Annotated in this window: 8 protein-coding genes; 1 reads left to right on the plus strand and 7 read right to left on the minus strand. The window is 35.8% G+C overall.

Features of this window, described 5'->3' with window-relative positions; genetic code table 11:
* Positions 1-103: 103 nt before the first annotated feature.
* The 5 genes from J7604_RS12345 to J7604_RS12365 form a co-directional block, all read right to left on the minus strand.
* Positions 104-1,966, minus strand: a complete 1,863-nt coding sequence (locus J7604_RS12345) for a fatty acyl-AMP ligase (protein WP_293896349.1) — start codon at positions 1,964-1,966, stop codon at positions 104-106.
* Positions 1,967-2,231: 265 nt separating this feature from the next.
* The gene (locus J7604_RS12350) at positions 2,232-4,442 is read right to left on the minus strand and encodes a PAS domain-containing sensor histidine kinase (RefSeq protein ID WP_293896352.1); all 2,211 of its coding nucleotides are present in this window, start codon (positions 4,440-4,442) and stop codon (positions 2,232-2,234) included.
* Between the two features lie 385 nt (positions 4,443-4,827).
* On the minus strand, positions 4,828-5,457 hold the full coding sequence (locus tag J7604_RS12355) for an FISUMP domain-containing protein (RefSeq protein WP_293896355.1): 630 nt from the start codon (positions 5,455-5,457) through the stop codon (positions 4,828-4,830).
* A gap of 136 nt (positions 5,458-5,593) precedes the next feature.
* Positions 5,594-6,802: a patatin-like phospholipase family protein gene (locus tag J7604_RS12360; protein WP_293896358.1), complete on the minus strand. Its 1,209-nt coding sequence runs from the start codon at positions 6,800-6,802 to the stop codon at positions 5,594-5,596.
* Between the two features lie 109 nt (positions 6,803-6,911).
* Positions 6,912-9,308 carry a Smr/MutS family protein gene (locus tag J7604_RS12365; protein ID WP_293896361.1) on the minus strand — a complete coding sequence of 799 codons (2,397 nt, stop codon included), beginning with the start codon at positions 9,306-9,308 and terminating at the stop codon, positions 6,912-6,914.
* A gap of 192 nt (positions 9,309-9,500) precedes the next feature.
* On the opposite strand from J7604_RS12365, the gene J7604_RS12370 reads away from it, so the two are divergent.
* Positions 9,501-10,760 (plus strand): anthranilate synthase component I family protein, encoded by a 1,260-nt coding sequence (locus J7604_RS12370; RefSeq protein WP_293896364.1) that lies wholly within the window; start codon positions 9,501-9,503, stop codon positions 10,758-10,760.
* A gap of 255 nt (positions 10,761-11,015) precedes the next feature.
* Here the strand turns inward: J7604_RS12370 and J7604_RS12375 are convergent, their stop codons facing one another.
* On the minus strand, positions 11,016-12,032 hold the full coding sequence (locus tag J7604_RS12375) for a zinc-binding dehydrogenase (protein ID WP_293896367.1): 1,017 nt from the start codon (positions 12,030-12,032) through the stop codon (positions 11,016-11,018).
* Positions 12,033-12,225: 193 nt separating this feature from the next.
* Complete coding sequence (locus tag J7604_RS12380) at positions 12,226-12,900, minus strand: hypothetical protein (protein WP_293896370.1); 675 nt, start codon at positions 12,898-12,900, stop codon at positions 12,226-12,228.
* Positions 12,901-12,976: the final 76 nt, after the last annotated feature.

A 12,976-nucleotide genomic window follows, 5' to 3' on the forward strand; every position in this document is an offset into this window, starting at 1 on the left:
ATAACTGCAAGAGATCTGTGCCATTGGGCAACATCATAGTAGCTTAAATAATATGCTTTCTACCAAATAGATTTCAATATATACAATGTCTATTTACTGGTTTTTAACGTATTGTTACGACCCCTCTGCTTATCCCCTCAGGCAGGTTTGTTGGCAAGTATTTTATAGCCGAATAATTGATCTCTTTAGGTTGACTGAGAACGCTTTGCCGACTGGCTACTACCTTCAAAGTGTTTTGTAAGAACTGAACTTTCGTGACACCTCTCTGAATTTTCCCATTGATAGTTTTAGGAATAGAGGAAGGGAATGTTAGACAAACCATATGAGGCTCTATACCATTTGTTATAAAAACTTCAGTCCTTATTTTTTCCAGCAGCTCTTCTAGATTCACTTTATTTACAGCATCTCTGGAAATTTCCTGTACTACGATTAATAATTCTTTGTTCTCCATTGTTACTGTAAAAGCTGCACAACAACCTTTTCTTAAAGCAGGATGACTATTGGATACACTGTATTCGATATGATGCGGATAATAAAATGCACCATTTAATACAATAAGATCTTTTAACCTACCAGTTATGAACAATTCATCATTTTTGACAAATCCAAGGTCCCCTGTTTTGAAAAATTTGATTCCATTGTAAATTATATAAAAAGACTCGCTTGTGAATTCTATGTTGTTATAATAATTCAAAGCAAAACATGAATCCGCAATCAATATTTCTCCGACAGATCCATCTTCCAACTTCTGACCGCTTTTGGTATCAATGATCATAATCTGGTAGTTATTCTGAATATTACCACTACCTGTTAGTTTTACACTATCACCTCCAGAAGGTGTTTCCACGGCAATATTATTTCTTAATAGCGTTTTACTAAAAGAGCATGCTGTAACTCCTTTTCCGAGACTTCCGACGGATATAAATGAGGTGGCTTCTGTAATTCCATATACAGGAACAAAAGCCTTAGGAGAAAACCCACAAACGACAAATTTATTTATGAATCTTTCCAGAGTTTCCTGCTTTACCGGCTCACCACCATTAAAAGCGACTTTCCAATGTCGCAAATCAAGCTCAGAAAGCTGCTCATCTTTAATTTTATGACAACACATTTCAAAGGCATAATTCGGTCCTCCACTTACTACTTTACCTTTGATATTACTAATTTCCTTTAGCCAATTGAAAGGCTTTTTTACAAAGGTTGATGGAGCCATCAACGTTGTTTGTATTCCTGAAAAAACAGAAGCTATAATTCCACCTATAAGACCAATGTCATGATATGGATGAAGCCAGCTCACCAAATGGGTTTCAGAGTTTAAATCAAAAGCCTTAATAAATTGTAATGAGTTTAAGTAAAGATTTCTATGTGTTACTTCTACCCCTTTGGAGAAGCTTATAGTTCCTGATGAATACTGTATTAGTGCTATTTGATTACTGTTATAGAAATCTTCTTTTCTTTTCCTGAAAACGCCGTTTGCCTTTATTACATCTGAAGGTACCCAAGGTAAATCGTACAAAGCCTTAAGTTTTCTCTTTCTTTCCATTTCAGTGAAATCTTGGATTCTTGTCTTTGACTCAAAATCATCCAATGTGGAAAGAACAGAATTTGTACAAAGGACAAGATCAGGGTTGCAATCATCTGCAATAGTAATAAGGCGATCAATATTTTCGCTATCAGGAGGATATGCAAGGACCGGAATGATATCAGCATAAAGGCATGCAAAAAAAGCGATTATAAAATCAACGCCTGACGGATAAAGCAACAGCGCCTTATCTCCTGATGCAGTCTTTTCCTTTAGCACAAAAGCAAGCGTTTTAGCCTTTCGCCCCAACTCTTTATAGGTCAGAGAAACATAACCTTCCTTAATTTCATGCAGGAATCTGAATGCTACAAAATTTGGTCTTGAAGTAATCAGCGAATCCAGCTTGTCTGTAAGGAAAATATAATCTTTTGCTGTCGTTTCCATTTGATTTGACTTTATTGCCTTGTCAAAAGTAGAGACGACGAAAAGCAAAATCCATACGGCAAAATAAGGATTTGAAAAATATCCCATTTTACGGGAGGCGGTGACTAAGCAGAAAGCTGAAGGCTTAAAAGCGTAAAGTAAAAAAGCAGCAGTAAGGACATGAAAATTATTTATAATGTCCTTACTGCTGCCTGTAATGTAATATTTTCAAAATTTAAAAACCTTCCAATGATCTATAAACTTCAATAAGATTTTAATTTTTGCTTTAAGAATGGAGTTCAAGTTCGCCTTTGGGCAGAATAACTTTAAATATAGATCCTTCACCTTCCACACTTTCTACATCTATTCTTCCGCCTGCATTTTCTATAATTCTTTTAACTATATATAGTCCGACCCCACTCCCTTCTACGTGATCATGGAATCTTTTGAACATATTAAATATCTTATCTATGTTTTCTGCCTTTATCCCCAATCCATTATCCTGACATATAATCGTATTAAAATATTCGTCGGAACTGCACATTATTTTCACAATCGGGTTCCTTTCGGGACTGCGGTATTTAATGCTGTTGCTTATCAAGTTATAAATAATACTTTTAAGATTTTTTCTCACGAATTTAATTTCATTACAATCGTCAAGATGATAAATTATTTCTGCATTATTTCTGGAGATCTGATCTGAAATGGTAATCTTCACATCATCTATAAGCTCCGAAAGACCTACCAGTTCGACATTCTCTAGACTTTCCTTCTGAATTTTAGCAATTTCGGTAAGGTCTTTTATGGTTACCTGGAACTTTTCAACAGATACGTCAATCATTGTCTTTATCTCCCTAAGATCCACGTTTAGCGAAGAAATCTCACCAAGTTCTTCGAATAAACTGCTGATCAAACCTTCAATATTTGAGATAGGAGCTTTTAAATCATGTGATGCTGTATAGATGAAATTATCCAGATCATTGTTAATCCTTTGTAACTCTTTAATAGTTTTTAATAACTCATCTGTCCTTTCCTTTACCATATTTTCCAGGTCAGCATTCATTGACTGCAGGCTTTCTTCAAGGAACTTACGTTCTGTAAGGTCTCTGGTAATTTTAGAAAAACCGATTAACTTGCCTGAGGTGTCGTGTAAAGCCGTAATTAAAACATTCGCATAAAATGTACTTCCGTCCTTACGGACCCTTAATCCTTCATCTTCAAACTTTCCATGTTTAGCAGCCTGAACAAGTTCATATTCGGGATACTTTTGTTTTTTCTTTTCTTCAGTATAAAATATAGAAAAGTGTTTTCCAATTATTTCATCTTCATTGTATCCTTTTATCCTTTTAGCGCCCTCATTCCAGGAAGCGATAGTTCCGTCAGGCTCAAGCAAAAAGATTGCATAATCCTTAACATCCTCTATCAAGGACCTAAACCTTTCTTCACTTCTTTTTAGCCTTTCTTCTGCAAGCTTTCTTTCAGTGAGGTCTCTCGTAATTTTAGTAAATCCTACTAAATTTTTATCTTCATCAAATAAAGCTGTAATAATCACATTTGCCCAGAAACGGGATCCATCTTTTCTTAGCCTAATGCCTTCCGTTTCAAATCTGCCATGTAGCGTTGCCTGCTCCAGTTCATACTCAGGAAAGTGTTTTTCCTTAAGATCATTTTCATAAAATATCGAAAAATGCTTTCCGATAATTTCATTTTTTTCATAACCTTTTAAGGCTTCAGCTCCTTCATTCCATGAACTGATAAATCCGTCAGGGGTTAGCTTAAATATTGCGTAATCTTTAACTACATCAATGAAATTCTGGAATCGTTTTTCGACCTCTATCCGTTCAGTAACATCAATACTAAATCCTATTGCCCCATTATTATCCGGGATAAAATAGTTTTGAAACTCCCGAATTTCGCCATTTACAGCTTTGGCTCTACCGAGATAAGTAACAGAATTTCCTTTCAATGCATTTTTAATATTTTCAGTATTCTCCGGAAATATATAATCATGATGAATGCTAATGTTCTTTAAATCATTTTCTTTATGCCCAAGAGATTCCAATCCTTTGCCGGCAGAATAAGTGATTTTACCTTCTTTGTTAAGCTTTGTAACTATAACAGGAACACTGGATAATATCCCATGAATGATTTCATTTTTATCCCCCAATTCTTCGGTTTGAATCTCTTCTACAGCTTTAAGCCCCAATTCGGTTGAGGTTTGGAAATAATCGGAAATTTCCTTTACCAGGCCAATCAGTTCTGTTTTAGAGCATTCATAGTATTTTAAAAAATCCAGTAAAACAGCCTTTCTTATATAATGAATTGAAGTAATATCACTTATAGATAAGGTATTTCTCGGTATTAAGCTCTTGCCATCCTTCCACAAGGCTATTTTTTCAATTAACGCTTGAAATGGAGTATCATTAATAATATCCTGGAGAATATCCTCGAATCCCCTCTTCGTGTGTGCATAAAGGGTCTCTTCCGAAAATTGCATTAAAAATCTACAGACTGAGAAATTCATTTTTTTTGTCATAGCAATCGCATCTTTAGATAAATCTTCGATGTAATTTTTCAACAAAAAAGCTGAATAAGATTTTAGATTATTAGGATTATTCATTTTTAAGACCAAACCTTTCGGTGTAATTTTCTCCTTAAAAAAACACTTTAAATGGAGAACCACAAAACTGGACAAAAAGATTCATCTACGTCCAGGATAGAATTGACGAATTTCTACTCTTAACTATTTTAAGGGAAATATGGCTATGTTGAAAGTAAAAAAAAAATCGGCATCCTCACAATCAACTATATATCACTATATTAATAATACATAAATAAATAAAAAAATGTCCCCATTGGGGACATTTTTTTATTTATTTAAACTACTTGTTTTTCTTTATAAAGCGGATATTAAACTTACTTGGATCATTTTCCAGGTATTGATAGATTTTTATGTTATGATTTTTCAAATCTGCACTTTCCTGTATGCTCACTGTAGCTGTATCGTTCGTCCAAAACTCGCTAATATCGCCATCAATTGGAGAATCAGCTGAAATAGAATAGCCACCGGGATAAGCATTAAATCCAGACTTATTGTTACCATTAATATTTAACCAACGTGTTTGCGAAACCAGATTTTTTATCGCATCCTGTTTTACAGCATTCTGACCAATAAATACAACTCCTTGAGATTCTGCAAGCTCAATAAAATCTTCTGTTGTAGGAATTTTCCAACCAGCAGGTATTGTAATATTCTGAAGTTCCTCAAAACTATAATAATTACCGTATTCTGGTCTTGAGTTCAGTTTATCATAAGGAATCCCTCCGGGACCTTTATAATTGGCCGCTGTCCAGGTCTGATTTCCTATACTTACTATTGGGTATTGATCCCCATTAATTTCTACAAACTGAGCTTGCGGTACAATTTCCTTTTTATCATCCTTTTTACAGGAAAACAACAGACTTAAAAATACAACTGCCAAAACTTTGAATGACATATAATTAGCTTTCATACTGATTATTTAAAAATATGGGATTAAAAAACTTCACTAAAGGTAGTGAATTCAATTAACAATTCTTTTAATATCTGTATCTGTTTGATTAAGCATCCTTATAAAATTACTCATTAGTATGATCAAACAATTATTATTAAACAGTTCGATTGAGCCACTCACTCTTTGCTGAAGAGAAAGTGCTATGGCCTATTTTACATTGAAAAGTTTTAGCACTATAGCGTATGCTTTGATTTACCACTTTATCGGTTAACCACCAGTTTCCAAACTTAACAATATTGTCCATTTCAAATTGCTTTAATGCATCTATTTCATACTTTGTCAACGCTAAAAAATCCTTTTCTTCATTAGGCAAAACACCTTCAGGAAATCTCCATTTGCCTTCTTTCAACACAGGCTGGATCATAGGGTTCATACGAATGATACGTGGCTTATTTACGGTTTCATTTCCTCCTAAAAGCATATGAGCCATAAAATTAGCAGCATCAGGTGGCTCTGAAATGATGGATAAACTCAATTTTCTCATATCTCTTGCGAGATTGGATTTCCCAATTGGCAAAATGAGTTCTTTTCTCACCGCAACTGAAGAATCAGTAAATCCTTCTACAGGCAGCAGCAATCCGGAATTCCCTATACTCAAAACCTTTATATCTTCAGAAGTACGTTTAAGATCATCAAAAATTCTCAATGCTTCTGTTATACCTATCAGCACAGGATTGTTATTACCGGCAACTGCTCCATCCCAATATTGATGTGACGTATTATGATCATAATTAAAACTTACAGGTTTGTCAAAATAGTTCACGGGAGCATTCGTAGACGCATTGACAGCTTGTGCCAAAGTATAATCGTAATTGCTTTCATCCTGTGCTGTTTTGAAAAATGCTCCTCTGCGTAGATCATAATCAAAACTGGTCAAGACGATATGAGGTCTGATATTTAATTTCTCTCTGAGCTCACACATTCTGATTTTACCGGATTTTTTTAATGCTCCTTCAAGGCCAGTGATCTTCCTTTTCGCTTTGTATTTAGGCCCCACATTAAACAATCTGGACAAGCTTTCCAGATTCCAATCCCAAAAAGTTAACTTACTGAATATACTTTTCCTCAACTCCTCATCTAGGAACAATTTTATAACCTCATCAATGTCTTCATCTGCTTTTTCAATCAAGCCAGCAAGCACAAGACTACCACCCGAGTTCGCTGCAATGACATCAAATTCATTTAGAATTTTCCTACAATTAGTACCGACCGGCTTTACATCTTTATATATTTCTTTCAAAGCCATTACCTGTAACACAGCCCAGGTGCCACCTCCATCAAGTGATAGTACTTTTTTCCCCATAGCGTTTATATTAAAAGTCTGTTTTAAAAAATCAAGTAAGTCCAGAGCAAAGAAAATAAAAAAGGATTGCCGAATAAAGCAATCCTTTTAAAAAATAATCAACATTTATTTATTTTATTCCGACGATACTAACTCCCGGTCCGCCTCTGTCTGCGTGCTCATCAGTTATTGACCTGATCTGTTTATATTTCCTCAGATGCTCTCTTACAAGATTTCTAAGTATTCCATCTCCTTTTCCATGAATGATTCTTATTTCAGGAATACCCAGCATAATTGCAGAATCCATAAACTCTTCTAGGTCCTTTATTGCTTCTTCACCTCTTTTGCCACGCAGATCCAGGTTAGATGAGAAAGACATCATCTTCTCATTCATCAGCATTGCAGTGCTTCTTCTGGAAACTTCGTCAAACTGCTTTTTCACAGTTCTTCTTGAAACTTTTTCGAGACGATCAAGCTTTACTTTTGATTTTAAATCACCAATCACGATCTCAGCTGTTTTGCCGGATATTCCTAATACCTCACCAACAGTATCAGTTCCTTTTAATCTTATGGAATCTCCCACGTTGATTTCTCCCTCAAGAATTAATGTTTCCTCTTTCGGCTCTTCCTTTACCAGCACTGCTTCCGGCTGAAGCTCAATATCCTTATACAGATCAAGCTCTTTCCTAAGTGTTTTTGTAACTTCTTTATCTGCCTCACTACTGCGTATGGCTCTTATCGTATTTTCTATCTTTTGATTTGCATCGGCGACAAGCTGTTTAGCCTGCTGCTTCGCCTCATTAAGCAGCCTTCTTCTGTTTTGTTCAAGATCCTCCTTCAGCTTGTTATATTCCGCTAGGGTTTTATCTAACTGCTGCTTATCTCCTCTGGCTTCCTGATTTTGCTTTATCAGCAAGTCTTTTTCTTTCTGAAGTTCATTGGCAAGACGTTCAAAATTTACCTGACTTCTTCCCAGCTTGGATCTGGAACGTTCTATTGTCGCTTTATCCAAACCTATCTTAGCCGCAATTTCAAAGGCAAAAGAACTTCCGGGACGACCTATCTCAAGCTGATACAAAGGCTCCAGCATATCCAAATCAAATCTCATAGCACCATTAATAATACCAGGAGTTTTCTCAGCCATTGTTTTCAAATTAGAATAGTGAGTCGTAATAACTCCCCATACTTTCTTTTCATTAAGTCTTTCCAGCACGGCTTCTGATATCGCTGCGCCAAGCTGTGGCTCTGTACCTGTACCAAATTCATCTATCAGCACTAGCGATTTCTTTCCTGAAAAATTAAGGAAAGCCTTCATATTGGTTAGATGAGAGCTATATGTACTCAAATCATTTTCTATAGACTGCTCATCTCCGATATCCAGGAAGATATCCTGAAATATCCCAAATTCAGAAAATTCATCTGCACTAACAAGCAAGCCGCATTGAAACATGTATTGCAATAGCCCTGTAGACTTAAGACATACCGATTTTCCTCCGGCATTCGGGCCTGAAATAACAAGAATCCTGCTTTCCTCGGTCAGCTCTATATCCAAAGGTATGATTGCCTTTCCAGATTTCTTAAGATTAAGGAACAACAAAGGATGTCTTGCACTTTTCCATCTTACTACCGGCTTGTCGCTGATCTTAGGTAACTGAGCCTGTATGGCAATGCCGAATTTTGCTTTCGCTCTTATAAAATCTATAATACCAAGAAAAGCATATGCTTTCTGAAGATCTGGAACAAAGGGGCGGATACGATCTGTAAGTACAGTAAGAATCCTAATGATCTCCCTTCTTTCTTTGTATTCCAGTTCGCGAATAATATTATTACCTTCCAGTACTTCTGCAGGCTCTATAAAAACAGTTTGTCCGGATGCAGATTCATCCTGAATAAATCCTTTCAAACGTCTCTTGTGTTCTGCCTGCACCGGGATTACCATTCTTCCATTGCGGATGGTAATTTCCACATCTGATTCGGTATAACCTTCTCTTTTTGCCAGTTTTAAAAGCCTGTCCAACTCTCTTCTGATGCGGATTTGCTCGGAGATAAGACTCCGTCTGATTTCAAGCAATTCAGGAGAAGCATTGTCACGCACCTGACCGCGATCGTCTATGATTTCATCAATAGCTTTATAAATCTTCTCATCCGCATTTACTGACTTCGCCTGCTCTTTGAGATAAGGATAAGCTTCATTCTCATCAAAGAATTCAAGACAACGGATAATTGTCCTGAGAGAAAGCTTTATATCGAAAAAAGCAGAAGGCTCCAGAAAAACCCCATGAATTCTGATATTCTGGAGGTAAGGGGTAACATCGATATAATTAGAAGAAGGAAACAACACCTGCTCTGTAAGTATCCTTGTAAATTCCCAGGTCTGGTTAAGAAGACGGGAAACAAGTGATGCATCCGTCGAATAACGGATTCTCTCTACATAATGCTGACCAAGAGTACTAAGACATTCCTGCTTTAATAGTTCTCTTATCTGATTAAAACCTAATTTGGTTTCTATATTTTCGGGATAATTCAATGTTAAAAAACGCTAAATTTTTTTTGTGTCTACCTGACAACATTTTAAACAGCAAAATTATCACTTTTTGCTTAAGAAATATGGAAACCAGGGAGAGGATTTGAATTATTGATTTTGCGACAGAATATTCCTTTGGTTAGATTTACTGGCTCAAATAGCACAATAGCACATAATACACTCATTATCAACTGCATGATTTTTAATATTCAGAACAGGGAATTATTCAGAAAAAAGGCTCTTCAATGGGCAGAAACTTTTTCTCACTTTGTCTGGCTTGATAATAATCGAATTCCCTATTTATACAATGGTTTTCCTAATGTGCTTGCAGCTGGAAGAAAATCAATCATTAGTCCAAATCAAAACGGATTTACTTTACTTCAAGAATGGATAAAAAAGAATAATGGCTGGTTATTTGGATTTTTGACCTATGATCTCAAAAATGAGATTGAAAAACTCCAAAGCAAAAATCCTGAATATATTCAGTTCCCTCAAATCTGCTTCTTTGAACCAGAACACCTGCTCTTGCTTGATGACGATCATGTAACAATTCATTCTGATAATCCGGAAGCTATTTTTCAACAAATAAATTCTGTTGAAATTGATGCTGATGAAAAAGTACAAAAAATAAATAATGCTCCTGTATCTTCTGTTTCAAAAGAAAGATACATTCAGAAGGTAAATAAGATCAAAGAACACCTAAGTGACGGGGATATCTATGAACTGAATTACTGCATTGAATTTACGGCAAAAGGTAGCATCTCCCCTATTTATACTTATCTTAAGTTGAATGAAATTTCACCTATGCCTTTTTCTTCTTTAATCAAGGTTGATTCTCTTTATCTGATATCAGCTTCACCCGAGAGATTTCTGAAAAAGGAAGGAGACAAATTAATTTCACAACCGATCAAAGGAACACGTAAAAGAGGCGCTACACTTGAAGAAGATGTTGCATTGATAGAAGAGCTAAAGACAAGCGAAAAAGAGATTGCGGAAAACATGATGATTGTAGACCTTGTCAGAAATGATCTTTCGAGAAGCTGTAAGCCAGGCACAGTGGTTGGTGAAGAACTTTTCGGAGTTCACACCTTTCAGCAGGTACATCAGATGATTTCAACCATCACAGGTATTAAATACGAAAACATAGATTCTGTGCAGGCGATTAAAAATGCTTTTCCAATGGGTAGTATGACGGGAGCGCCCAAGATCAGAGCGATGGAACTTATCGATGACATAGAGGAAAGCAAAAGAGGGATATTTTCAGGAGCAGCAGGTTACTTTAATCCCGATGGAGATTTTGATTTGAATGTGATCATCAGAAGTATTTTTTATGATGAGAAAAATCAGAAGATATCGTTTCAGGTTGGAAGTGCTATAACTTATGAATCAGATGCGGAAAAGGAATATGAAGAGTGTTTGGTGAAGGCGGCGGCAATGCTTAAGGTGCTTTCATAAAAGATGCACCCAATTGTCATAAACAAAATGTCTACGTAAAGACGCCATGCATGGCGTCTCATAACGTTCATTGTAAGAAACCTTTCTATTTTTGTTCAATGCTAATTTTTTAATACTAAAAATAAATTTCCTTCTCAATTGATGTATCTATTAATGGATTGGACTATCGTTATTGACATATGAGACGCCAGCATGGCGTCTCTACGAGTTGATCAATATCAAATTTAAGAATCAATCTCCCATCTACTTTACGACCTAAACCTTCACTATCAACTTTCCAATTGTCCCGCCAGCCTTGAAATCCTTTAAGGCCTGAGGCAGCTCATTAAATTCATAAGTTCTGCCTATGATGGGAGCTTCCAGTTTCAGCTTAAATATATCATTGAGCAGTTCATTCATGATATCAGCTTTTTCATACAACCATATAAGATTGAATGCCATCAAAGATTTATTAGCTTTTATCATAGATAAAGGATCAACTCTGGGACGAAACAAATATTTAAATATTAAAAGAGGATAAAAAGGCGCCTGGCCTGATGGGGTAAATTGCGCAGAACCATAGGATATTACCCGGCCCATAGGCGCAAGCAAATCATAACTCCAATGGAAAAATTTATCCCCTGTCGTTTCCATCACAAGGTTTAATTCTCTCCCTTCCAAAGCCTCTGTGACATCTTTTTTAAATTTATTTGAACGAATTAAAAACCGGTCATAACCTTCTTTCTTTAATATCTCAAATTTGGATTCGCTACCAACAACACCAATGGTATAAGCACCCATCTTTTTTGCTATTCTATTAGCCAGCAGTCCCACTCCACCGGCAGCGCTGTGGATCAATACTGATTGTCCTTGTTTCAGATTACCTAGTGTCACCAGACCATAATACGCGGTAAGCACTTGCACAGGAAAGGCTGCACCTTCTTCAAATGACCAATGCTCCGGCAAGTGTATAATGTATCTGTGATCAATATTCAGGAGTTCGGTATATCCACCAAAGCGGGTTACACCCATTACCTTGTCACCAACTTTGAAATCATAGACACCTTCACCAACTTCTTCAACGACACCAGCATACTCCAGCCCTGGAATAAAAGGATCTTTAGGCGTCGCACTGTATAACCCCATAATGGCGAATATATCGGCATAGTTAAGTCCTATAGCCTTTACTTTTACCGTTACTTCTCCTTTTCCAGGTTTCCCAAGCGTTTGGGTAGTTAACTTTAATTTATTTAAAGATCCTGGTTTAAATACTTTATAACATTGATAGTCCATTGCTAATATTAAATTTCAGATAAATATACTAATTGATAGATACTAAATTTTCCTTATATGAATACTTAAGATACAGGAACAGATGGGAATGAAATGCTACAATCTATTAAAACTGTTACAGTAGCTTTTCCTTGTCGAGTGAGACTGAGGAAACTTTTATATAATAATGCTTAAACTATTCTTTATTTAAACCTCAAAAATTAAACTGTTTTGTGACACTGCTAATTAATTGCTGAGTATGAAAGCAACCAGAACAACTATTTATAGTTCCTTTTTTTCCTTTCACAAACTTTATCATTTTAAGTTCGTCATCTGTAAATTTTACACCTAACCTGCTAATTTGATACAAACCGTCAACAGCATAAATCTGTTTTTCTGTATTCGTTGATTTAAGCCATTTTAAAAGTTCATGCTTATCTTTCCTTGCCACCAAGTCATCAATTTGCTGTCTTCCTTGGGGGTTAATTCCTGCAAAACCACAATGCTCACCATAAACATAGTTTATTATAAACAATTCATTTTCATTAATATCAACTTTAAAAAGGGTTTTAAATGCATTCCTTAAACTGTTAAACTTGTCATCGTTTTTATATCTTTCAATTGAGGCATCATATGCCTCCCATTCATAGTCAACTTTTTTGTTTTTCCGTTCACTTAACTCATAGAAAACAATTTGTTTATGTGTTGCAATGATCTTGACTTTAAAAGTTTGAACTGTTCTTATTGCAGGATTGTCTTTCGCAGGAATTGATATTTCAAAAATAAAAACCCCTTCTTTAAATTCGTTTGTTAGATCACGCAGACATTCCCAATGAGATCTTACTCCTTCCTTTTTAATTGATAAAGTCTCGGTATATTTTTGAAACACATCAAAATCCTTTTTCTGAAGTATTCTTTTTACATCATATTGAACTTGTCCAAACAGGTTGCTTGTCCAGCTCAGT

Origin of the sequence: Sporocytophaga sp. (assembly GCF_017745095.1) — a bacterium.
GTDB lineage: Bacteria > Bacteroidota > Bacteroidia > Cytophagales > Cytophagaceae > Sporocytophaga.